This window comes from Mesorhizobium sp. CA12 (assembly GCF_020165255.1).
In the GTDB taxonomy this organism is placed as follows: Bacteria; Pseudomonadota; Alphaproteobacteria; order Rhizobiales; family Rhizobiaceae; genus Mesorhizobium.
The window spans coordinates 24943-46357 of sequence record NZ_JAIUHT010000012.1; the positions used below are offsets into that span (position 1 = coordinate 24943).

22 protein-coding genes are annotated in these 21415 nt (G+C 62.1%); 14 read left to right on the top strand and 8 right to left on the bottom strand.

Annotation, left to right across the window (positions count from 1 at the left end; all coding sequences use genetic code 11):
- Positions 1–50: 50 nt before the first annotated feature.
- The 4 genes from LB520_RS19735 to LB520_RS19750 are packed head-to-tail and all read left to right on the top strand — an operon-like array spanning position 51 to position 3471.
- Entirely contained in the window at positions 51–1022 is a 972-nt protein-coding gene (locus LB520_RS19735; RefSeq protein WP_224638573.1) for a Gfo/Idh/MocA family protein, read from the top strand.
- A complete protein-coding gene (locus LB520_RS19740; RefSeq protein ID WP_224638575.1) occupies positions 1019–2014 on the top strand; it encodes a Gfo/Idh/MocA family protein in 996 nt (331 codons plus the stop codon). Before LB520_RS19735 ends, LB520_RS19740 begins: the two co-directional genes overlap by 4 nt.
- Positions 2004–2525, top strand: a complete 522-nt coding sequence (locus LB520_RS19745) for a hypothetical protein (protein WP_224638584.1) — start codon at positions 2004–2006, stop codon at positions 2523–2525. The genes LB520_RS19740 and LB520_RS19745 overlap by 11 nt, the downstream gene beginning before the upstream one ends.
- A gap of 7 nt (positions 2526–2532) precedes the next feature.
- Entirely contained in the window at positions 2533–3471 is a 939-nt protein-coding gene (locus LB520_RS19750) for a dihydrodipicolinate synthase family protein (protein ID WP_224638586.1), read from the top strand.
- Between the two features lie 1233 nt (positions 3472–4704).
- Here the strand turns inward: LB520_RS19750 and LB520_RS19755 are convergent.
- Genes LB520_RS19755 through LB520_RS19780 form a run of 6 tightly spaced genes read right to left on the bottom strand, consistent with a single transcriptional unit; the run spans position 4705 to position 9060 of the window.
- On the bottom strand, positions 4705–5964 hold the full coding sequence (locus LB520_RS19755) for an ABC transporter substrate-binding protein (RefSeq protein ID WP_224638588.1): 1260 nt from the start codon (positions 5962–5964) through the stop codon (positions 4705–4707).
- 47 nt (positions 5965–6011) lie between these two features.
- Positions 6012–6434, bottom strand: coding sequence for a hypothetical protein (locus LB520_RS19760; RefSeq protein WP_224638590.1), 423 nt, complete (start codon positions 6432–6434; stop codon positions 6012–6014).
- A gap of 5 nt (positions 6435–6439) precedes the next feature.
- On the bottom strand, positions 6440–7495 hold the full coding sequence (locus tag LB520_RS19765) for an aldo/keto reductase (RefSeq protein WP_224638600.1): 1056 nt from the start codon (positions 7493–7495) through the stop codon (positions 6440–6442).
- Entirely contained in the window at positions 7492–7845 is a 354-nt protein-coding gene (locus LB520_RS19770; protein WP_140542327.1) for a TIGR04076 family protein, read from the bottom strand. The genes LB520_RS19765 and LB520_RS19770 overlap by 4 nt, the downstream gene beginning before the upstream one ends.
- Position 7846: 1 nt before the next feature.
- A complete protein-coding gene (locus tag LB520_RS19775; RefSeq protein WP_224638603.1) occupies positions 7847–8329 on the bottom strand; it encodes a DUF3830 family protein in 483 nt (160 codons plus the stop codon).
- Positions 8326–9060 (bottom strand): GntR family transcriptional regulator, encoded by a 735-nt coding sequence (locus LB520_RS19780; RefSeq protein WP_224629229.1) that lies wholly within the window; start codon positions 9058–9060, stop codon positions 8326–8328. The genes LB520_RS19775 and LB520_RS19780 overlap by 4 nt, the downstream gene beginning before the upstream one ends.
- Before the next feature lie 126 nt (positions 9061–9186).
- On the opposite strand from LB520_RS19780, the gene LB520_RS19785 reads away from it, so the two are divergent.
- The 8 genes from LB520_RS19785 (at position 9187) to LB520_RS19820 (ending at position 18143) form a co-directional block, all read left to right on the top strand.
- The gene (locus LB520_RS19785) at positions 9187–9987 is read left to right on the top strand and encodes an ABC transporter ATP-binding protein (RefSeq protein WP_224638604.1); all 801 of its coding nucleotides are present in this window, start codon (positions 9187–9189) and stop codon (positions 9985–9987) included.
- On the top strand, positions 9984–10730 hold the full coding sequence (locus tag LB520_RS19790; RefSeq protein ID WP_224638605.1) for an ABC transporter ATP-binding protein: 747 nt from the start codon (positions 9984–9986) through the stop codon (positions 10728–10730). The genes LB520_RS19785 and LB520_RS19790 overlap by 4 nt, the downstream gene beginning before the upstream one ends.
- Entirely contained in the window at positions 10727–11635 is a 909-nt protein-coding gene (locus tag LB520_RS19795) for a branched-chain amino acid ABC transporter permease (RefSeq protein WP_224638606.1), read from the top strand. The genes LB520_RS19790 and LB520_RS19795 overlap by 4 nt, the downstream gene beginning before the upstream one ends.
- A complete protein-coding gene (locus LB520_RS19800) occupies positions 11632–12615 on the top strand; it encodes a branched-chain amino acid ABC transporter permease (RefSeq protein ID WP_224638609.1) in 984 nt (327 codons plus the stop codon). Before LB520_RS19795 ends, LB520_RS19800 begins: the two co-directional genes overlap by 4 nt.
- Complete coding sequence (locus tag LB520_RS19805) at positions 12612–13916, top strand: NAD(P)/FAD-dependent oxidoreductase (RefSeq protein ID WP_224638611.1); 1305 nt, start codon at positions 12612–12614, stop codon at positions 13914–13916. Before LB520_RS19800 ends, LB520_RS19805 begins: the two co-directional genes overlap by 4 nt.
- Positions 13917–14530: 614 nt before the next feature.
- Positions 14531–15592: a site-specific integrase gene (locus tag LB520_RS19810; protein ID WP_224638613.1), complete on the top strand. Its 1062-nt coding sequence runs from the start codon at positions 14531–14533 to the stop codon at positions 15590–15592.
- Positions 15593–15992: 400 nt separating this feature from the next.
- Positions 15993–16274, top strand: coding sequence for a hypothetical protein (locus LB520_RS19815; protein ID WP_224607887.1), 282 nt, complete (start codon positions 15993–15995; stop codon positions 16272–16274).
- A gap of 696 nt (positions 16275–16970) precedes the next feature.
- Positions 16971–18143 carry an acyltransferase family protein gene (locus LB520_RS19820; protein ID WP_224638614.1) on the top strand — a complete coding sequence of 391 codons (1173 nt, stop codon included), beginning with the start codon at positions 16971–16973 and terminating at the stop codon, positions 18141–18143.
- Positions 18144–18207: 64 nt separating this feature from the next.
- Here the strand turns inward: LB520_RS19820 and LB520_RS19825 are convergent, their stop codons facing one another.
- Together LB520_RS19825 and LB520_RS19830 are read right to left on the bottom strand one after the other, a co-directional pair.
- Positions 18208–18528 carry a YMGG-like glycine zipper-containing protein gene (locus LB520_RS19825; RefSeq protein ID WP_224638615.1) on the bottom strand — a complete coding sequence of 107 codons (321 nt, stop codon included), beginning with the start codon at positions 18526–18528 and terminating at the stop codon, positions 18208–18210.
- 183 nt (positions 18529–18711) lie between these two features.
- Positions 18712–18972: a type II toxin-antitoxin system HicB family antitoxin gene (locus LB520_RS19830; protein WP_224638622.1), complete on the bottom strand. Its 261-nt coding sequence runs from the start codon at positions 18970–18972 to the stop codon at positions 18712–18714.
- A 66-nt stretch (positions 18973–19038) separates the two neighbouring features.
- Between LB520_RS19830 and LB520_RS19835 the strand changes: the two genes are divergently transcribed.
- Entirely contained in the window at positions 19039–20601 is a 1563-nt protein-coding gene (locus tag LB520_RS19835; RefSeq protein WP_224638623.1) for a recombinase family protein, read from the top strand.
- Entirely contained in the window at positions 20598–21413 is an 816-nt protein-coding gene (locus LB520_RS19840) for a plasmid partitioning protein RepB C-terminal domain-containing protein (RefSeq protein ID WP_224638624.1), read from the top strand. Before LB520_RS19835 ends, LB520_RS19840 begins: the two co-directional genes overlap by 4 nt.
- Positions 21414–21415 lie beyond the last annotated feature (2 nt).

Sequence of the window (21415 nt, forward strand, 5' to 3'; positions counted from 1 at the left end):
CTATAACGACTTGTAGGATATCCTGCAAGTGCAGGAGGAAATATCAGGAGATGAAAGTCGTTTTGGCCGGCATTAGCCATTGGCACGCCGACTTGCATCTCGATGCGGCGCGCGATGCCGGCGCTGAAATCATCGGCGTGTGGGATGAGGACGAGGCGCATGCAAGGGGCTTTGCAGCGCGCAACTCGCTGAGCGCGATTGCTGCATTCAAAGACGTTCTTGCAACACCTGCGGATCTGATCTTGCTGATGGGACATCCTTCGAACGTGCCGGCCAGGGCGCGCAGGATAATCGAAGCCGGCGTCCCGCTTATCCTCGAGAAGCCGGCAGCGACCGGCACGGCGCCGTTGATGCAACTGAGAGACCTAGCCCATCAACGAAATGCCTTCGTCGGCGTGCCTTTGCCCAATCGCTTTGGCCCGGCGGTGATCGCCTTTGAGAGTCTGCGAAGGGAAGGCCGCGCCGGCCAAGTCGCGCACGGCCATTTCCGCGTCGTCAACGGGCCGCCCGAGCGTTATGCCGCCGATGGTGTCGGCTGGGTGGTCGATCCCGCGATTGGCGGAGGCGGCGCATTGCGCAATCTGGGCATCCACGGTGTCGATGCAGCGCTGAGCCTGGCCAGTGGAGAGCTCCATCTCAAAGCTGTATCGATAGGAAACCGCATCCACAGGGCTTCGGTTGAGGACTACGCATTGCTGGTGCTCGAGGACAATGCCGGCGCGGTGTTCACCATTGAGGCGGGCTATACCTTCGCTTCAATGCTCCCTGGCGGGGATTTCGAATGGCGCATCGTCTCCGCCAACGCCACGCTCATCGACCGTGGCGACAAGGCGACCTGCGCAACTCTCGACGACGCTGCGGTTGTGGACCTGCCGGTCGAACTGCCGGCTACTCGCTACCGCCTCAGCATGCGCGACACATTCGAACGGTTGCGGCGAAACGCTGCGCCGGCAATCTCCATAGACGACTATGTTGCGGCGATGTCGCTGATCGACGCCGCATATCAGAAGGCAGGACGATGATTGCACTAGGCATTATCGGCGCGGGCGATTTTGGCGCCGCGCATGCACGCGCAATCAAGGAGGTCGACGGCATCCGCCTCGTCGCAGCCTGCCGTGGAAACGCGACGGCGCTGGCGGCTTTCACGGCCGAATATGGCGGCAAGGGCTACACCGACTGGCGCGAACTTCTCGAAGACAGCGGCGTCGATGCCGTCGTTATCGCTGCCCCGCACGCGCTGCATGCCGAAATGGCGATCGGCGCGGCCAAGGCCGGCAAGCACATTCTGCTCGAAAAGCCGATGGCGCGAACTGTAGCCGAATGCGATGCAATCAATGCGGCTGTGGCGCAGAGCGGCGTCAAGCTGATGGTCGCCCACCTCCTGCATTTCTCGAAACCTTGCATGGCAGCCAAGAAGGTCATCGAGGCAGGCGAGATCGGACGGCCGCTGATCGCGTCGAGCTGGATGATCAAGCTCTGGATGGAGCACAACCGGCGCGACTGGCACCTGCGCAACGCTACCGGTGGCGGCATGCTGATGACGGCCGGCATTCACGCGCTCGACCGTCTCGTCTGGCTGATGGATGACGAAGTCATCTCGGTGAGCGCCATGCTCGGCGCAAAATTCCATCAACAGGAAGCGGATGACACGTCGATGCTGGCGCTGCGTTTCAAACGTGGCGGCCTGGGCCAGGTGCAGAGTATTGGCTATCGCAACGGTGCGGTCGGCTTTGCGATGGATCTCGTCTGCGAGCGCGGCACGCTACGCATCGACATGGATCGCGGCACGATGATTGGTCGCGATACCGTGTGGACCGACCTGCCGGATTCGTTCGAGCCCGCCTGGATGCACAATGCGGTGAAACGCGAATGGGCAGCGTTGCGCGACGCTATCGTCGACGACAAGCCGGTACCAGTGACGGGCGCCTATGGGCGCAACCTCATCGGCATCATCGAGGCAGCCCACGCCTCGGACAAATCCCGCCGCGAGGAAACAATCGCTGATGCCGGCTGACATAGATACGATTGCCGAGGCCATCGCCGAGGCTCACAGAAACCCGCGTCGACGCGTACCGGGGTCGCGTTTGGTCGACCTGACGCGCGGCGATGCGATGGCCGTTCAAGGCGCGGTGTTGAAGCAGCTCCGGGAGCGCGAGCTCATCGGCTCTCGCATCGACGACCGGACCAAAGCCGGCCCGTTCGGGCCGCTGGCCGACAATATGATCACAGGCGGTTACGTCATCGGCAGGCAGACACCAGTGCAAGCGCCGAAGGTCGACGGGATGGCGATCACGCTTTCCAGCGACGGAGCGATCAGCCAGCGCGAGACCGCCAAATACCCGTTTGGCGACGCCCTTTCTTCCATCATCGCTTTCGCCGGAATGGCCGACGATCATTTCGGCAGCTTCAAAAAAGGCATGGTGATCACCACCGGATCGTTGTCGCCGCTGCTGATCGCTCCAAGGAGGGGTCGCATAGAGGTCAATCTTGGAGACTTCATGCCGCTCTCCTTCACGCTGCGCTAGTCGGACCATGAGTGATCATCTCTCCGCCCTCCCCGAACACGCGCCGCGCGGCATCTGGGGCGCGGTGATGCTGGCCGTGGGCCTGGATGGCAATATCGACTGGAGCGCCACGCAAGAAACCGTCGCGCGGCTCTGCGCATCCGGCGTTCACGGCGTCTATTCCAACGGCACGGCATGTGAATTCCATTGCCAGACTGAAGCAGAATTCGACCGGCTGAGCGAGATGGTGGCGGCAGTCGCCAGTGCCGCGAGAATCCCATTCCAGATCGGCATCAGCCAGTCCAATCCGCGAGTTGCATGCGAGCGATTGAAGCGGGTTGCGGGATTGGGACTCTCGGGAGTGCAATTCACCTTGCCGGACTGGTGGCCACCAAGCGACGAAGAAGTGCTGCGTTTCGTCTCGGGCTTGGCCGAGGCAGCGCCAAGCACTCCTCTGGTGCTCTATAACCCGCCGCACGCCAAGCGGCGGCTGACTCTAGAAAGTATTGCCGCATTGGGCACCGCGGTACCCTCGCTTGTCGGGGCAAAACTCCCCGGCGGTGACGCCAGCTGGTACGCCGGCATGCGGCGCGAACTGTCGGGCCTTTCGGTGTTCGTGCCAGGCCACACGCTGGCAACCGGTTACGCGAACGGTGCGCATGGCAGCTATTCGAACATCGCCTGCCTTAGCCCGAAAGGCGCACTGCAGTGGTGGGCGCAGATACGAGCCGGGGAACAAGCGGCCTTCGAGATACAAGCACGCGTACAGGCCTTTCTCGCGGACCACGTCCTACCATTTCGGGCACGCTACGCCGTCAGCGACGCCGCCCTCGACAAGGCAATGGCGGCAGCCGGCAGTTGGAGTTCGATCAGGGCCCAGCTATTGTGGCCCTATTCTTCGGTCCCCGACGAGGACATCCCACCGCTGGCGACGGCGGCACGCGTTGCCTTCCCTGGATGGTTCTAGCATGGCGCGCTTGCCGAATGGTACTGACGGGGAGACTTTGGCGATATGGGGCAGCTGCGGCTGCTTTTCGTACTCGGGCGCTATGCGCGATCAGGAAAGTCGGCGTGACGATCGCGATGTTTTCCTTGCCGGCCTTCAACGCCACCGACTCTGCGCCGACACGGTTTTGGTCGGCTCGGCTTTCGGTCGCGGTGAAACCGCCGCCTGGCGGCGTCCATCGGGCTGAGCGGTCATGTTCGTGGGGTTCGAGAGTTCACCATGGAATGCACGGAGGAATCGCGCGCGACAACGCCGCGCGCGGCGCTGCCATGGCCCGCGTAGCCGCTAGTTATGCGGAGCGGCCACTTGCATCGGCTCATCAGGCCATGGTCTCGTTGGAATTGCGTCAGCTGACCAGTGTCCCATTTTGTCCATGAGCACCCTCAATTCGGGCTGAGGCGCGACCCAGAAAGTTCGAAAGCTTCCAAGAACCCCAGGCAAATGGATGCCGCCTCGGACATTGATCTCACGGCTATCGCCGTGAACGTCCGCGATGGAGCGGCCAATATCGCCGGCAAAAGAGCGTCCGAATTGGACTATCGGCGGCTCCGTCGTGGGAAACGAAAAAAGAAGAGAAGCAGAACTTTCGCGTGCGATTTGAACAGGACGCTGGGCGACCGAAACCGAGCGCCAGGTCGATCGCGGTGAGACCCCGACCAAGTCCGCATAGCTCGCCTGAAAATGTTCGGCGAACTCATCGACCTTCATATCGACGACATGCGCGATGTGGGCAAGTCCCCTCGCCGCTCCAAGGCCGCAGCCCTGGATATGCGCCGATGTGGATTTCAGCCTCGTCCAACCATACCCGAGGCACGCCATGTGCCAGGAGATCCTTGCGCAACCGGCGCACGAACGGTTTGTCGATACCGGTATGGCGAGAAAAAGACCGTGATAGTTGTCGTTAGCAGGGTCCGCTTTCTCACGCCAGGCTATCGCGCACAAGCTGGGTCTGAGCCTCTTGTGAAGCGGCAGCGTCAGCAGCCAGCCCGTCGTCGCCCCGAAGCTTACCTTGCCGCCCAGGCTTAGCCTTCGGGCGTCGCAGCGATCGAGGCATAGCCTTCGCCAGGAATCCTTCAATTGCAGCCGGCCGATCCTATTCGCGATCGCATGCCGCGCAAGTGATATCGCCCCGCCTCAAGCGATACCGGCAGCAATCGCGATGAAATGCTGTCGATGCCGGTAGCACTGTCCAGCTTACTGCAGCTTGGCCTGCAGGGCATTGACATCGTCGGTGGTCATTTCACCATCGGTGGTCACTTTGCCGTCGACAATCTTCCACAACCGGAACGGACCGGTGATGTCGCCGAATTTGTCGAAGACGACCGGACCGATGACGCCTTCATAGCGGATCGGTTTGCCGTCCTTGATCAGGCCGAGTGCCTTGGCGAACTCCTCCTTCCCGGCAAAGATCGGCGTGCCGGCCGGGTCGACCGCCTTGTATATGGCATCCCTGATCTTGGCCGGATCCTCTGAGCCGGCTATGGCAATGGCAAGGCCAACGATGGCGCCGGCGTCATAGGAGCGGTCGGCCGCCGGATTCGAGGGCTCGATACCGGAGAACGCCTTGTAGTTCTTGGTGAAATACTCGGTCGATGCGGTCGGGCTGGTGCCGGACGATGTGCCATAGGCATCCTTCAAATAGTCGGCACCGACCGACTCGATGAAGTCAGGGCTGTTCATGCCGTCATTGAGCAGAAATTTCTGCACGCCCCCTTGCGATATCCAGGTGCGGGCGATGGTGGCGCCATCGACCGGCGTGCTGACGAGATAAAGTCCGTCCGGCTCGCCTCCCATCGCTGCCGTCACTTCCGAGGCATAGCTCGACTGCTTCTCATTGTAGGGCGTGTCGGAAACGATGGTGCCGCCGAGCGCTTTATAGGCGCGCGAGAATTCGGCCACCATGTTGACGCCGAAATCGTTGTTGACGTGAATGATCGCCAGCTTTTTGAAGCCCCTGTCGAGGGCGTATTTGGCCGCGGCCACGCCCTGCAGCGCGTCCGAGGTGATGGTGCGGAAGAAGATGCCGTTGGTCTTGCCCTCGCGGCCGAGTGCCGTCAGCGTCGGCGAGGACGAAGCCGGCGAGACCTGGACGATCTTGGCCGGCGCGGTGACCGAGGTCAGGATCGGGATCGACACCGAGGAGATGATGCCGCCGATAATGGCCGGCACCTTCTTGACCTGTACCAGCTGGGTCGCGGCATCGACCGCGATGTTGCCCTGGCTCTGGCTGTCGCGCGTGTCGGTGACGAGATCGCAGCCGCGCACGCCACCGGCGTCGTTGATGTCGCGGAAGGCCATTTCGACAGACTTGGCGCCGGCCTGGCCGTATTCGCCGGCGGGACCGGTCAGTTCCATGACGAGGCCGACGGTGATCTTGCAATCGGCGGCCTGCGCGGCGCTGGCAATCGTGACGAGAGCGAGCGCGGTGGTGAGTTGGAGTATCGTCCTTCTCATTGTTGTTCCCCTTTAGTTACACGAACTGGTTTGACGTCTCGAAAGTGTCAGTGTTCCGGCACCTGCAGCCAGGTTTCATGCAGATGCCGCCATTGGACGCCATTGGGCGCCGATGAACTAGCAGTGAAGACGGCACTCGACTGGCGGCGGCTGTGCTTGCCGCCACGCAACTGCGCCTCGACATAGAGGATGACGATCGTGTCGCGGGCCTGCCAGCCGGGCTTGATGTCCTCGATCGAGATGGCGAAGCCATCGTCGCATGTGGCGCGGCTGGAGCGGACATGCTCAACGACGGCCTTACGGTCGAGGATTTGGCCGGTTGGTGCGATCATCGTCAAGCCTTCCCCCATGGCGGCTTCGAAGCGGCCGAAATGCACTCTATCGGCGCGCGCAGCAACGAACCAGTCGGCGAAGAAGCGATGCAGGTCGACGACTTCGGCACTAGCCCGCGAAAACAGCTTTCCGTCCATCGTTTTCAAACCCGGCCCGCGTTGAGATTGTAGTGCATGATCGAGCCGTGGCGGCCGTGGCGGTCACGCTCCAGCGCGTAGACATCGCCCTCGAGGCCGGCGCCTTGCGCGATGACGGCAGCGATCCGTGCGCGGTCGTCGGCATCGAGCTCGATGTCCATGATGTTCGCATTTGCCAATGCATGCGCCTGGTTGCGGGCACCGACGATCACGGCGGCCACTCGCGGCTGCTCCAGCACCCATGCGCTGGCGATGGTGGCAATGTCGGCCCGATGGCGATCAGCGACGGACTTGAGCGCCCGCAGCATTTGCTGGAACAGATCCCAGCCGCCGAAATCATCGATAATCAGCTTGTATTTGACCAGCGAGCGGTTTTCGAGCGGCGTGGTGGGTTCGGCCACGCCAAGCCATTTCTCGCTGAGGAAGCCACCGGCCACCGAGCCGTAGCAGAGGAAGCTGACGCCGTTTGTCTTCGCAACTGCGGCGAGGCTGTGCGCAGGCCGCTGGTCGAGCACCGAATATTGCAGCTGCTGGCTGACCACCGGGATGCCGGCGGCCAGGATTTCAGCGAGCCGGGGCGTGTCGAAATTGGTGGTGCCGAGATTGTGCACCTTACCCTCGCATCGAAGCTCGTCCAGCCAACCCATCGCTTCCAAGTAACGAGGCTGCGCATAGTCCCACCAGTGGAACTGCACGAGATCAAGCCGCTCGGTCTTCAGCCTGAGCAGCGACTGGTCCACGATGCCCCTGATATAGTTGCGGCTGATGGTGGCCAGCCGCTCGAGGTCGGGCACTAGCTTGGTGTGCACCTTCATCCTGGCCGCCGCATCGAGGCCGCGCTCATCGGCCAGCCGCAGGCGGGCGGCGCCGATCAGCTCCTCGACGCCGGTGTAGATGTCGGCGCAGTCATAGGTCCAGATGCCGGCATCGAAGGTAGCGATGAGGTCGGCCACCGCCTGGTTGCCGTCGATGGCGCCATGGCCGCCGGCGAGTTGCCACCCACCGCGAATGACGCGCGAGATCTTGTAGCCTAGGCCGAGCTCGAAGGTCTTAGCACTCATCCCTCGTTATTCTCCTTCGGCAGCGGCTCGGCCGTGGTTTCGGCATGGCTGAATCGCCGCTTGGCCAGCCTGACGATCCTGAGCCGACTGGAGCAATTGGGGTCGGGACAAGCGATCTCGGCGTCCGAGGTCATCCAGTCATTCTTCTGGGTCGGGCGCTGCTTTGCCGCAAGCAGCGGCAGCACGGCGGCAAGCGAATAGATCGAAAAGCCTTGCCCTGCCGGCATCGACAGCGTTTCGCCCTTGAGCTCGAAATAGTCGCCGGCCTTGGCGCCGCAATAAATCGGCTTGCCTTCGGGGACGATCGCCTCGACGCGAAGATCGAAGAGCTCGAAGCTGTCGTCGGTCATGTCAGGCCTCCACCACGGTGAAGCTGATATCGCAGGCGCCGTTGCGGCGGATCGCCCCGCATGCGGCGGCGAACTGATCGCTCTCTTCGGCGCGCACCTGCGCCACCACGCTGCCGGCCAGCCAGCCGATCGGGAACAGAAGCCGCGCCCCTTGCCCGTAAAACAGGCCGATGTCGAAGATGGCATTGGGGTTGCCACCCCACATGTGCGGCGGCACGTAGGACAAGACGATATCGCCGGGCTGCGGCGTCAGCGTCGCGTTCTCCGCCGGCAGCGGCCGGGCATAGGCTTGGCCTTCGAGGTCGGCTGATGGAAGCGGACAGGAAATTTCAGGTCCAGTCCACATGGCGTGGATGCCTGGGACGACGCGTGGCGTGGCGAGATACGCGGTGAGAAAAGCGGCGTTTTCCGGCGCCTTCTCGGGCAGTAACAGCGCCGTGACGGCAAGCTTCGAGCGTGGCTCGGTGATCTGGATAAAGGTCATGTCTGATCTTTCCCAGCCGCGGATTGCAGCTTGCTGCGCAAGAAGGTGAAGGGCCGGCTGATGTCGGCGACCAGCGCGTCGCGCGCCGCCCGTGCGTCCTGCGTGGCCAGCGCCTCGACAATGCGGCGGTGATACTGGGCGGTGTCGACCTCACCGGCTTCCGAAAAGGCGTAGATGGCGACGCGGATGCATGGCCCCGATTGCAGCCACAGGCTCTCGATCATCGGGATCAGTACGGCCGAGCCACAGGAGCGGTAAATCTCGAAATGAAAGCTCTGGTTGAGCGTCACTTCGCGGTCGACATCTTTCTTGTGCTTCAGCGCCCGCATCTCATCCCATTCGCCGAGAATGGTTTCGATTGTGGAGATCTGGCGCGGCACCATGCGAGCGGCGGCAAGCGCTATCGCCTCGCCTTCGATCAGGATGCGGGCTCGCAAGAGATCGTCGAGGCGATCCAGCGTGATCGGCGGCACGCGCACCGAACGGTTGGGCAACGCCTCCAGCGCCTTTTCCGTGATCAGCCGCCCGAGGGCCTCGCGCACCGGCATCGTCGAGGTGACCAGCGCATCGGCCAGACCGCGGATGGTCAGCACCTGGCTTGGTTCGAACAGGCCGCCAATCAAGGCCCGTCGCAGTTCGGAATAGACGCGATCCTGCACCGTTTCGCGGCCCACCGGCGCAAGCTGGGCCGCGATCGCCTCGTTGTTCCTTTCGATGGCAGTCTTGTGCATGGAATTCCGCTCTGGGCCCGGTTTTCGGCTTGCGGAGGAAATTAAAGCCGAATAGCGTGATCAAAGCAAGTGTGATCACAAATCAAAATCGGGGGCGACGACGCGCGTCTTCGGCCAGAGGGTTTGATGAGCGAGGCAACCAGACGGCAGGGGCGGGAGAGCCGTGCGCCGGTCCTGACGGCAAGGAACGTCGTCAGGCGGTTCGGCGGTCTCGTCGCCGTCAACGATGTCTCCTTTAATGTCAACGCCGGAGAAATCCTTGGCCTGATTGGACCGAACGGTGCCGGCAAGACGACCATGTTCGATCTGCTGGCCGGCAGCATATTGCCGAACAGCGGCGATATCTTTCTCAACGGCACGCGCATCTCCGGTGAAGCCGCTCACCTGCGCATCGGGAGAGGGCTCGGCCGCACTTTTCAGATTCCACGACCGCTGCCCAATCTGACGCTGATCGAAAATATCTTGCTGGCAGCGCAGGGACAGACCGGTGAACGGCTGCTCGCCAACTTCGTCACGCCTTGGCGAGTGGCGGCGCAGGAAAGAGCCGCCCGGACAAAGGCGCTCGAACTGCTGGAGCTCGTCGCCCTCACCCACCTCGCGTATGAGCCCGCGCGCGTGCTGTCCGGCGGCCAGCGCAAGCTGCTCGAACTCGCCCGTGTCATGATGGCCGACCCGGCGATCATCCTGCTCGATGAACCGGCGGCCGGCGTCAACGCGACGCTCCTGGAGGTCATCATCGATCGGATCCACGACATCAATGCGCGAGGCATCACCTTCCTGCTGATCGAACACAATATCGACATGGTGGCGCGGCTCTGCCACCGCGTCCTGGTAATGGCGAGCGGTCAGTTGCTCAGCGAGGGCACGGCGGAAGCAGTCGCGCGCGATCCGCGCGTCATCGAAGCCTATCTGGGAGGCGCCGCATGAGCGAGACCGTCCTCGATGTCCGCAATCTCGAAGCCAGCTATGAACCCGGCATGCCGATCGTGCGCGGCGCTTCGCTCACGGTCGGCAAGGGTGAGATCGTCGTCGTCCTCGGGCCCAACGGCGCCGGCAAGTCCACCTTCATCAAGGCGATCGCCGGCCTCGTCCCGATTACCGGCGGCACGGTTTTCCTGGACGGGAAGAACATCACCGCAGCACCCGCCCACACCATGGTGCGGCTTGGCCTTGCCTTCGTGCCGCAGACCGAAAACATCTTTCCGCTGATGTCGGTCGAGGACAATCTCAAAGTAGCCTGCGGCATCCTCGAGCGGCGGGAAATCCCCGCCCGCATCGAGGAGATGTATGCCGCCTTCCCCGACCTCGTCCGCCAGCGCCGCACCGCCGCCGGCAATCTGTCCGGCGGGCAACGGCAGATGCTCGCCGTCGCGAGGGCGCTGATCGTCCACCCCAAGGTACTGGTGCTGGACGAACCGTCGGCCGGCTTGTCGCCAAAATTCGTGTCGGTCGTGTTCGAGATGCTGGCCGGCATCCGCAGATCCGGCGTCACCGTTCTGTTGGTCGAGCAGAACGCCAAGGCAGCGCTTGCCATCGGCGACCGCGCTTATGTCCTAGTCGAGGGCAAGGACCGGCATGAGGGCGTCGCCTCCGAATTGTGGAGCGATCCTGTCGTTGCCGAACTCTATCTCGGCCAGCGCTCCCAACATCACAAGGGAGGCGCGGCATGAGCCTGCAATTCATCGTCGACGGATTGCTGACCGGCTCCATGATCGGCCTCGGCGCCATTGGCGTGACGCTCACCTATTCTATCCTGCGTTTCTCCAACTTCGCCCATGGCGACTTCATGGCCTGGGGAACCTATGCGACGCTGGCCGTGGTCAGCGCCATCGGCGCGACCTTCGGCAAGGTGGCGCCGATCGGGCCACTGTCCTTCGGCTGGTCGCTGCTTGTCGCCCTGGTCGTCGGCATGGCGTTCACTGCCCTGCTGGCGCTCCTGCTCGACAAGGTGCTGTTCTCGCGGCTGCGCTCGCAAGGCCAGGCAATCATCGTCGTGATGGCGAGCTTCGGCGCCTCCATGGCGCTGCGCAGCCTGTTGGAGTTCACCTTCACCTCACGGCCGACCTATTTCAGCCGCGCGATCCAGATCGCCATGCCGATCGGCTTCGGCATCCGCATCACGCCTGACCAGATCGCCTTGCTGCTGCTGACCGCCGTGCTCGTGCTCGGCGTGCATCTGCTGATGACTCGCACGCAGACCGGCCGCTCGATGCAGGCGCTAAGCCAGAACGCGGCGCTGGCCCGCATTGTCGGCATCAACGTCGCCAAGGTGGTGCGCGTCACCTGGATCGTCGGCGGCTCGCTTGCCTGCGTGGCCGGCGTGATGATTGGCATTCTGGTGCAGATCCGACCGTTCATGGGCTTCGACATGCTGCTGCCGATGTTCGCCGCCGCCATTCTTGGCGGCATCGGAAGCATCCCGGGCGCGGTAGTCGGTGGCGTGATCATCGGGCTCGCCGAAGCCGGCGCGGTGCAGTTGATCGGTGCCGAATGGCGCGCCGCCGTCTCCTTCATCATCCTGATGGCGGTGCTGTTCGTGCGGCCGATCGGCCTTTTCGGAGTTGGGGAAAGATGATCGATCTCATCGGCTATGGCGCCTTCTTCCTGAGCACGGCGCTGATCTTCTCGCTGGTCACGCTGGGGCTCAATTTGCAGTGGGGGCTGACGGGCCTATTCAACGTCGGCCTCGCCGGGTTCGTCGCCATCGGCGCCTACACATCGGCGCTGCTGACGACACCGGACGACCCCGCGCGCCTTGGCGGTTTCGGCCTGCCGATCCTTGCCGGCTGGGCCGGCGCCATGGTGGTGGGCGGCGTTGCCGCAGCCCTTACCGGCATAGCGACGCTGCGTCTGCGGTCCGACTATCTAGCGATCACCACGTTCGGTGTCGCGGTGGTCGTGCAACTGGTCGCACTCAACGCGCAGAAGCTGAGCGGCGGGCCGTTCGGCATCGGTTTCATCCCGCGTCCCTTCGGCAGCCTCGCCGAAACTCCGCTGCTGTTCAATCTGTCGAACCTTGCTGTCGTCTCGGCTGTCACGCTGATCACCTATCTGGCCCTGGAGCATCTGTCACGCAGCCCATGGGGCCGTGCGCTCAAGGCGCTGCGGGAGGACGAACGAGCGGCGATTTCGCTCGGCAAGAGCGCGAGCTTCTACCGCGTCCAGGCCTTCGCCGTCGGCGGCGCTATCATGGCGCTGGCCGGCGCACTTCAGGCGCATTTCACCGGCTTCATCGCGCCGGACAATTACCTGCCGATCCTGACCTTCCAGGTCTGGGTGATGCTGATCGTCGGCGGCTCGGGCAGCAATCTCGGTGGCGTCATCGGCAGCATCTTGGTCTGGGCGATCTGGGCTGGATCAGGCACGCTGACCAGCTTTCTCTTTCCGCCGGAGCAGCAGGCTCGCGCCGCCTCGCTGCAGATCGTCGCCATCGGCGTCATGCTCTGCGTCATCTTGCTGGTCCGGCCGAACGGACTGTTCGGCGACAGGCCAAAGCGGCCGCGCTTCGGCAAACGGGCGAAGCTGGCCGCTGCCAAGAGCGGCTCTGGCTCATGAATGCCGCGATCCGGCAGGACGCACGTGGCACTTCGCTCTGGCATGCCGTCAGCCGCAGTCATCGCGAGCGGCCTCCCCTGCATGGCGAGATCGATACCGACCTCGCCATTGTCGGCGGTGGTTTCTCCGGCCTTTCGACTGCGCTGCACGCCGCCGGGAAAGGACTTTCCGTGGCCGTTCTCGAAGCCGAAATCATTGCCTGGGGCGCGACCGGCCGGAATGCCGGTTTCGTCGTGCCGAACTTCGCCAAACTGGATCCGGACAGCATCCTTGCATATCTCGGCCCCAAACGAGGCGAGAGGCTGATCGATTTCGCCGCCAGCAGTGCCGACCTCGTGTTCGGCCTGATCCGACAGCATCGTATCGACTGCGACGCGGTGCAGAACGGATGGATCCAGCCGGCGCATTCGCCGGCCGCCCTGGAGAAGGTTAAATCCCGTGCCGGACAATGGTCGCGGCGCGGCCGACCCGCCGTCACCCTGGACCGGCGGGAAGTCGAAGCGCTGACCGGCGCGCGCGGCTATTTCGGTGGATGGATGGATCATTCAGGCGGTGTGCTCAATCCCGTCGCCTATGCACGCGGATTGGCCGACGCGGCGGGAAGCGCCGGCGCGCGGATTTTCGAACGGACGCGTGTCACGTCGGTTGATCGAAGGGCCGATGGCTGGGCGCTTAAAACGCCAACCGGCACGGTGCGCGCGGCCAGGGTGCTGATCGCCACCAATGCCTATGGCGGATCGCTCAATCCGTCGCTTGAGCGGACTTATTTCCCGCTGAAAGTTTTCCAGATCGCGACGCGGCCCCTGCCGCGCGACATCCGCGCGCGTCTGCTTCCCGGTGGGCAAGGCGTCGGCGACACCAGACGCAATCTCTTCACCTTCCGCTTCGATGCCGACAACCGGCTGATCAGCGGCGGAATGCATATTCTGGGCGCCGGCGCCGATACGCGTGTGCCGCAAACGATCTGGCGGCGGCTCTCTACGCATCTGGATCTGCCCGATCTGCCCCCGCTCGCCTATGGCTGGTCGGGGATAGCTGCCGTCGAACCGGATTTCCTGCCGCACCTCCTGGACCTCGGCCCCGGCCTGATCGCCGGCCGTGCCTGCAACGGACGCGGCATCGCCATGACGACGGCGATGGGCAAGGTACTGGCCGATTGGGGCGCTGGAACCGACGCCCGCGACCTGCAGCTGCCTTTCGCGCCGCCGGCGCGGATCCCGTTCCACGCCCTGCTGCGGCATGCGCCCAAAATGCTGCTCGGCTGGAGCATGCTGCGCGACCGGATGGACGAGAAGGCCTAGACCGAACCGTGCCTGCCGCGGGACCAATGCGCTTGCCGCGGTCGTGTGTTGCGCCGGCACGCCCTTGGCCGCGACCGCCGCTGGCGACAGCTGCGCGGTCGAAGGAAGGCGAACGCGCCAAAAGTTTGATGCCTCATAAATTATCCAAAAGCCGTGTCTATTATCCCATACTGTCCCTAAGCACCCGCAATTCGGGCCGAGGCGCGACCCAGAAAGCTCGAAAAGCTTCCAAGAACCCAGGAAAATTGGACGCCGCATCGGACACTAAGGCCCACGGATACCGCAGCGAACGTCCGCGATAGTGCGGCCAACATCGTCAGCAGAAGGGCGTCCTAATAGGGCTGTCGGCGGCTCCGTCGTGAGAACGAAAAAAGAAGAGAAGCAGAACTTTCGTGTGCGATTTTTGCACACGACCTCCGGTAACTACTTGATATTAAGTGTTTATCTGCCCAATCCATCATGGGCGCAACGGCCATCCTATGCTCTTGATTTTTCAGCATTTTTCTTTAGTATCAAACCGTTAGATGGTGCCGAGTGCACACGAATTTACGCCAGAATACGACCCTTTTCGCCAGGTTTCGATCTCTCAGTGCACAGGGAGCGCACACGAAAAAATGGCCACCTACACAAAGCTCTCGTCCGGTTCCTGGCGCGTGCAAGTCCGTCGCAAAGGTCGCTACGCGAGCGAGACATTCCTGCGCCGTGACGACGCACGGCGCTGGGCAACCGAAACCGAGCGCCAAGTTGATCGCGGTGAGACGCCGACCAAGTCCCGTATAGCGCGCCTGAAAACTTTCGGCGAACTCATTGACCTTCATATCGACGACATGTGCGATGTAGGCAAGTCCCCTCGCCGCTCCAAGGCTGCGGCCCTCGCGATGCTGAAAAGAGATCTGGGGAAGTGCCACGTCGCGGCGCTCGATCGCGAACGGCTCATTCGTTTTGGTCGTGACCGGGCCGCGCAAGGTGCTGGACCGATGACTCTCGGCATTGACATCGGCTTTATAAAGCTTGTCCTGTCTCATGCTGCGGCCGTCCATGGCCTACCGGTCAAGGTCGAACCCGTGGATCTCGCGCGCATCGCACTTAAGCGCCTCGGCCTTGTCGGCAAGGGATGTGAGCGCGACAGGCGGCCTACCCAGGATGAACTCGACAGGCTCATCGCCCACTTCAATTCAAACCCTTTGCAGATAGCGCCCGTCGGTCGCATCATACGTTTTGCCGTCGCTACGGCCATGCGGCAGGAGGAGATCTGCAAAGCGCGTTGGTCTGACGTCGATTCTCGCACGCGGATGCTTCTCATCCGCGACCGGAAAGACCCGCGCAACAAGAATGGCAATAATCAGCGCATACCGCTATTCGCGGCAACTGGGTACGACGCATGGGCCATCCTTGAGGAACAGCGCGCAAAGCGAAGCAATGACGATGATCGAATTTTCCCATTCAATCACAAATCAGTCGGGACCGCCTTCCGTCGGGGATGCGCTGTCCTGAGCATCCACGACCTCCATTTCCATGACTTGCGTCATGAGGGCACAAGCCGCCTTTTCGAGGCGGGTTTCACGATTGAACAAGTAGCACTGGTTACCGGGCACAAGGACTGGAAGATGTTGAAACGATACACCCATTTGAAGCCTGAAATGCTTCACAATATTCCCACAGCGAGGATGGCGTAGCCCGCGAGACCTGGTCACCTTTTATGGTGTTCGGACGTTGTTGTAAGCAAGCCTGTCGGCGTCCAGGACCGTTTCCGAGGCCGGCGTCAAATGATACCCGGCTAGCAAATCTTCGCCGCAAGCCGGGGAGTTAAGCCGGCGAAGGACACGGGTAAAAAGCGTTCTCCGCGATAACGCTGAGCGGCCTCCTTGACTGTTAGGCCCCGACTCGTCCTGGCCCACCGAGCAGAGTGTCGCAGCCGCTCCCGCTGTTCATTTACTCATAGCGCCAGATCACTCGCTCCCCCTAACGGATATCCACCAGGCGACGGAAACTGAAGGTTGATCTCAGATTCATGCAGGACGCGGAACCAATTTCGCTTATCGAAGTTAGCAAGCGCTGCTTACGGGGACTCACGCGATGCTCCTTGCCCTGGACGATGCGATCTCGATGGCTGTTTTGGCCGGCAGAGCCACGGATGCGGAAATCTTCGGAGTGATCGACCTCACCAGCAAAATTGAAGCCCGGATCGGCGCCATCAGCTTAGGGCGCGCCATCCAGTTTGTCGCCAATGCCTCGGTGCTTGGATACGACGTTCGCGGTGCAATGGTCTTATATGGGGAACCAGGAGCGCCAAGCTTGAGGATATGGGACTGCGAACACCTTTGGGCGCAATATGGTGGCGCACTTCTCCAGCCATAGCGCGAGGCGGCCTGGAGGACTGGCAACAGCTCTCGCAGAGCTGATCTTACGATCAATGGGAACGAGCGCCAGGGAGGTCTTTAGAAGCGTTATCTCGGCCTGTGCGCCCGGCTGGCCAACGCGCGGTCCTTGGGATCTCAGCCCATAAGCAGCCCGAAGTACCCCCTTGCAAAGCAGTGCTGCTGCTACCGTCCAAAAGCCGGCAATCCACACTGATCTCGTGGCAGCGAAAACCCACGCTGCCACAACTCTGGGTGTCGCGAGCACGTCATTACAAAATACGCAAAAAAATATCTTCACTACCTATTTGGCGGCCGCCCCTGTGGGCTCGCAGCCGCCACCGATCGAAACCCGACGGTGCGCGCTTGGAGCTGTCGCATCATCGAGTGGTTCCAAAGACAGGGTCGGCAACGCTCGCGAGAGCCGCAATGTTATCAATCATGGCTAGAACCGCCTGCGGCTTGCTTTGATGCACCATATGTCCGGCATCCAGGACGATATCCAGCAGCGAGTGGCTTATCTCGGCGTGTAGCCGCAGCGCTTCGGCCTTAGCATCGAACGTCCGAGCGGGCGTCCAGCCAATTCCCGTCTCGCAACGAGATTGTTGTAGAGCGCCAACCCAGCGGTTGCCGCCGGCTTGTTCTGGTCACATCGCGGGTTGACATTCGTGGCTCGCTCGCCATGCTGCATTGCAGCATGAATAATAGCCTTACCGCGTCATCACGCATCGAGTGCCTGGATGGCCTTCGCGCCGCCGCCGCGCTGTGGGTGCTGGTCGGTCACTGTCTGCTGTTGACCGGCTGGCATATTCCGGTGCTTGGCGACCCTGCGCTCGGCGTCGATCTCTTCATCATGCTGTCCGGATTTCTGATGGTGTTTCACTATCAGTTGCGCCAGGCCAAGGAGCCCTGGCAACGGCCTGAGACCTGGCTGAAATTCTGGACGCGGCGTTATTTTCGTATCGCGCCGCTGTTCTACGTCATGTTGCTCTTCGCGCTGGCGCTGGGGCCTTATCTCTATGAATCGCGAATAGTCATCGATGCCTTCCTGCAGCGCGCGCCACAGGCGCCCGAGCGGTTTCTCGACGGCAGCCTGAAGAACATCGCCGCCCACCTGACATTTCTGTTCGGCCTGTCACCGAACTTTGCCTACCGGACGCCGCTGCCGGATTGGAGCCTTGGCCTGGAAATGCAGTTCTACGCAGTCTTCCCGGCGCTGATGCTTTTGGTGCGCCGCTTCGACTGGATATGGAGCGCCATACTCGTGGCGGCGATCGGCAGCCTGGCTGTGATGATCCTCAAGTCGCTGTCGATCCATTTCCCGATGCCGTCCTTCCTGCCGCTGAAGATCCAGGTGTTTCTTTGCGGCATGCTGCTGGCGGGCGTCCTGGCACAAAGCCGACCGAGGCCACTGCTGCATCTGGCCCTGGCCATGGCGCTTGCTGCGATTCCCTTTGGCGACGGCTACGGGCTTTCGAAATTCCTGATACGCGAAGTGCTGGTGCTGGGCTTCTTTGCCCTTGTCCTCTACCGCATGCTGCCCGGCTTGGCGGGCGTCGTGGCGAAAAAGGTCGCCGTGGCGCTGGGCCGCGGTGTCTTTCATGTTCTGGGCGAGCTGTCCTACAGCATTTATCTCATCCACCTGCTGGTGCTGCAGCCCGTCGCGGCATTCGTCATTGCCCGCTATGGCGATGGCCTTGCCGCGCCGTTGCGCCTCGCCATCGTGCTGGCGATCGTGCTGCCGGTGGTCTGCCTTCTGTCCTTCGTCACCTACAGGGTCATCGAAATGCCTGGCCAGCAACTCGGGCGCACGGTCTTGCGCTGGTTCCCCCGGAGGAAGCCGGTGCTGAAGCCGAGCCCCGCTGAATGATCAAGCCCGGCATTCGGGTGGACTTCCTCCCGCCGATCGAAGTCAGCGGGAAGAATCCAGATAATCAATAATTGCCGTTGTAGTACCGGTCGTCGCAGGGCGCGGTATAGATGCGGCCGTAGCGGTCCTGATAGCGGCAGAGCTGGCCGCCGCGCGGCTCGGTCGGCGTGGTGGCGCTGCCGACAACCGCCCCGAGCAGGGCACCGCTTGCAGCACCGATGACAGTGCTCTTGGTGTTGCCGCCGATCGCCTGGCCGACCAGCGCGCCGCCGGCGCCGCCGAGCAATGCGCCGGTGGTGGCACGCTGCTGGCCTTCGGTCTGCGTCTCGCAGCCAGCGAGCGCCGCGGCCATTAGTACCGCGAGAATGGCCTTCTTGATAAACATCACTCGAACTCCTCTGAAGCCCCGAGGACTGACAGGCTGGGGCGAACAAAACCCCGAGTGCGGTCGCATTGCGGCGGAACGGCGGCAGACCCCGCTCACGAAGTGAATCACAGTTTCCCGCCGGTTGAACGCCATGGTTGCCAAATGGGAAAGTTATGCGGGCGATGGTGACCAGCCGCGCGTTCAGTGGATCTTCAAGCGCACCAATATGGAAGCTTGGCTGCGATGGTCCGGATTTGCCTCGATGTGCTCGAGCGACGTAGGTTGCGGAACCGCTATGCCGTCCTCGATCATTCCTACGACGTGAAAGGCCAGGGCTTCCTCGGCCAGCTCGCGCGCCTCGTCAACAGTGGCGCCGGCCGTGATCAGCCCGGGAAAGTCGGGAAATGACACGCCGTAGTCGCTGTCGCCTTCCTGATGGACCAGCCCGACATGTTGCTGCATCTCAGTTTCCCTTGCTCGAGGGCGATCGACCGCTAGTTTAAATTGCCGGCACCAAGGTGCAAGGCGATGGACAAGTTTGCAGAGGGTGGCAATCCGCCTGCGGGGAGGCGAAGGGTTCGCGCTGCGCAATACCTGCGTATGTCGACTGAGTATCAGGCCTACTCGATCGAAAATCAGCGGGATGCCATCCGCGACTATGCGGACCTCATGGGCTACGACATCGTCGCCACCTACGAGGACGCAGGCCGCAGTGGGCTCAACCTCGAAGGCCGTCCCGGCCTTCAGCAGTTGCTGGCCGATGTCGAAATCGGGAGAGCCGATTTCGAGACCATCGTGGTGTACGACGTAAGCCGATGGGGACGATTCCAGAATATCGATGAGAGCGCTGCATACGAGTATCGATGTCAAATGGCAGGTGTGCGGATCGAGTTCTGCGCCGAACAGTTCGCAAATGACGGCAGCATCGGATCCGATGTGCTCAAGGCGATCAAGCGCAGCATGGCTGCTGAGCACAGTAGAATGCTGTCGCAGAAAGTCTTCATTGGCCAGGCGAGGCTAATCCGGATGGGCTTTCGACAGGGCGGCAAGGCAGGGTTTGGCCTGCGGCGCCTGCTTGTCGATCAACATGGGCGTCCCAAAGGCGTCCTGTCGTCCTACGAGTACAAGAACCTGCAGACGGATCGCATCGTTCTGATCCACGGACCGCCTGACGAGGTCGCGACTGTACGATGGATCTTCAACCACTTTGTCAGAACAAAAAAATCACAGCTGGAGATTGCCCGAACGCTCAACAAGCGCGGCCTGCTGACCGACCTGGAGCGCCCCTGGACGCGAGAATCTGTCCACTCGCTGCTGACCAACGAGAACTACATTGGCAACAGCGTCTGGAACAGGGGCTCGACCAGGCTCAAGAGCCATCGGGTCCACAATCCTCCCGAACAGTGGCTTCGGGTGGAGAACGTCCTAGAGCCGATCGTCGATCGCAAGCTATTCAGGCGCGCACAGATTTTGCTCAAGACTATCCACCGCCACATGTCCGATCAGGAGATGTTGGTCGCCCTCGAGGCGCTGCTGGCACGCCGTGGTGCCCTATCCACCTTCATCATCGACGCCGCACCCGATTGCCCGCCCGCCCAACGATACTCGTGGCGTTTTGGAACCCTCGTCAAAGCCTATGAGCTGATCGGATACCAGGCGCCCAAGAACTACCGCTACATCTACGTCAACCGACGACTGGACACAGTGAAGCTGCAGGCGATTCAGGAGTTCTTGGCCGCAGTCGAGGCGCGAGGCGCGGTTGCGGCCTATGACGCGGAGACAGGCGTCGTGCAGATCAACGAGGAGCTTATTGTGGCGATCGCAATAGCGCGCTGCAGAGCCTCCTACTTCGGTTATCCAAGATGGTTTGTGAAGGCTGATCGGCAACCGTTGCCGGACATCTATGTCCTGATCCGGATGAATCCCGGCGACCTCACCATTCGAGACTACCTGATTGCTCCGGCCCGTGAGATCGCCGGCAAGCGTGATCTGCACGCCCACAACGGAGCGCTTCTGGATTCCTATGTTTTCCCCACATTGATGCCGCTGCTTGCTCTGGCGGAGCGGGTCGCTGTCGAGAGCGCAACATGAGGTCGAAGCGGCTGAGCCGGGAAGCTGCCCACAAGATTCTCCTCAACAACGGCCGCCGACATGTCGGGGCGTTGGCCTCCGATCAGCTACGCCCGAAGATGCGCCGTTCCACTCCCGAGTTCCTTAGGATTTACGACGCCGAGTGCAGGCGCAAGCGTGCCTTCATCGCAGAGGTGGAAGAACTGGAGCAACGTTTGGACAGGATCGCCGTGGCGGTACGCCTGATAGCAGGCGACGGGCAGTTCCGCGACCTGTTGGCATCCGAAGGCCTTGCTACGATGCCAAATACATTGGCGCGGAGAATCAGCGGCACGCCGCCTGCGCAGACCTCATCGCAACTCATCTCTTCCGACGCCAATCCGATTTCAGCCGGCGAGATCTGCCCGGAGGTCCTCGATCTGCTGAGGGACTGCAGCGGGCCGGCAGGGCTTTTCGCGTTGCTGCGGACGGTGCTTCCGGTCCGGCAAATAGAGATTGCGCGCTCAATGATTGCCAGGGGGCCGGTCAGTCTCAACTACGTGAAGATGCTCGTCGCCCTCACGCAACGGTCGCTCCTGGTTGAAGATTTCCGTCCGCAACCTGAGCTCGCCAGCCTTTCCGAAGACCGGAGGGGAGAAATGGAGTGCGAGTTGGCCAACCTTAGCCGCGCATTTTTGAATGCGCTCGACCGGCGCGGGCCAGCGAGCCTGGAACTCGTCGCCGCCTGCCGCTATTTTGACCGGCTGATGGATAATTCCAGAGTGGTGCGGTATCTGGCACGCAATTTCCCTGGTCGTTTCGAAGAGTTTCATAACTTGACGGTTCTCAAATAGAT

Bases quoted from the DNA above. Each gene is read 5' to 3' on its own strand.
- LB520_RS19735 (WP_224638573.1), top strand. From the start codon at position 51: ATGAAAGTCGTTTTGGCCGGCATTAGCCATTGGCACGCCGACTTGCAT.
- LB520_RS19740 (WP_224638575.1), top strand. From the start codon at position 1,019: ATGATTGCACTAGGCATTATCGGCGCGGGCGATTTTGGCGCCGCGCAT.
- LB520_RS19745 (WP_224638584.1), top strand. From the start codon at position 2,004: ATGCCGGCTGACATAGATACGATTGCCGAGGCCATCGCCGAGGCTCAC.
- LB520_RS19750 (WP_224638586.1), top strand. From the start codon at position 2,533: ATGAGTGATCATCTCTCCGCCCTCCCCGAACACGCGCCGCGCGGCATC.
- LB520_RS19755 (WP_224638588.1), bottom strand. From the start codon at position 5,964: ATGAGAAGGACGATACTCCAACTCACCACCGCGCTCGCTCTCGTCACG.
- LB520_RS19760 (WP_224638590.1), bottom strand. From the start codon at position 6,434: ATGGACGGAAAGCTGTTTTCGCGGGCTAGTGCCGAAGTCGTCGACCTG.
- LB520_RS19765 (WP_224638600.1), bottom strand. From the start codon at position 7,495: ATGAGTGCTAAGACCTTCGAGCTCGGCCTAGGCTACAAGATCTCGCGC.
- LB520_RS19770 (WP_140542327.1), bottom strand. From the start codon at position 7,845: ATGACCGACGACAGCTTCGAGCTCTTCGATCTTCGCGTCGAGGCGATC.
- LB520_RS19775 (WP_224638603.1), bottom strand. From the start codon at position 8,329: ATGACCTTTATCCAGATCACCGAGCCACGCTCGAAGCTTGCCGTCACG.
- LB520_RS19780 (WP_224629229.1), bottom strand. From the start codon at position 9,060: ATGCACAAGACTGCCATCGAAAGGAACAACGAGGCGATCGCGGCCCAG.
- LB520_RS19785 (WP_224638604.1), top strand. From the start codon at position 9,187: ATGAGCGAGGCAACCAGACGGCAGGGGCGGGAGAGCCGTGCGCCGGTC.
- LB520_RS19790 (WP_224638605.1), top strand. From the start codon at position 9,984: ATGAGCGAGACCGTCCTCGATGTCCGCAATCTCGAAGCCAGCTATGAA.
- LB520_RS19795 (WP_224638606.1), top strand. From the start codon at position 10,727: ATGAGCCTGCAATTCATCGTCGACGGATTGCTGACCGGCTCCATGATC.
- LB520_RS19800 (WP_224638609.1), top strand. From the start codon at position 11,632: ATGATCGATCTCATCGGCTATGGCGCCTTCTTCCTGAGCACGGCGCTG.
- LB520_RS19805 (WP_224638611.1), top strand. From the start codon at position 12,612: ATGAATGCCGCGATCCGGCAGGACGCACGTGGCACTTCGCTCTGGCAT.
- LB520_RS19810 (WP_224638613.1), top strand. From the start codon at position 14,531: ATGGCCACCTACACAAAGCTCTCGTCCGGTTCCTGGCGCGTGCAAGTC.
- LB520_RS19815 (WP_224607887.1), top strand. From the start codon at position 15,993: ATGCTCCTTGCCCTGGACGATGCGATCTCGATGGCTGTTTTGGCCGGC.
- LB520_RS19820 (WP_224638614.1), top strand. From the start codon at position 16,971: ATGAATAATAGCCTTACCGCGTCATCACGCATCGAGTGCCTGGATGGC.
- LB520_RS19825 (WP_224638615.1), bottom strand. From the start codon at position 18,528: ATGTTTATCAAGAAGGCCATTCTCGCGGTACTAATGGCCGCGGCGCTC.
- LB520_RS19830 (WP_224638622.1), bottom strand. From the start codon at position 18,972: ATGCAGCAACATGTCGGGCTGGTCCATCAGGAAGGCGACAGCGACTAC.
- LB520_RS19835 (WP_224638623.1), top strand. From the start codon at position 19,039: ATGGACAAGTTTGCAGAGGGTGGCAATCCGCCTGCGGGGAGGCGAAGG.
- LB520_RS19840 (WP_224638624.1), top strand. From the start codon at position 20,598: ATGAGGTCGAAGCGGCTGAGCCGGGAAGCTGCCCACAAGATTCTCCTC.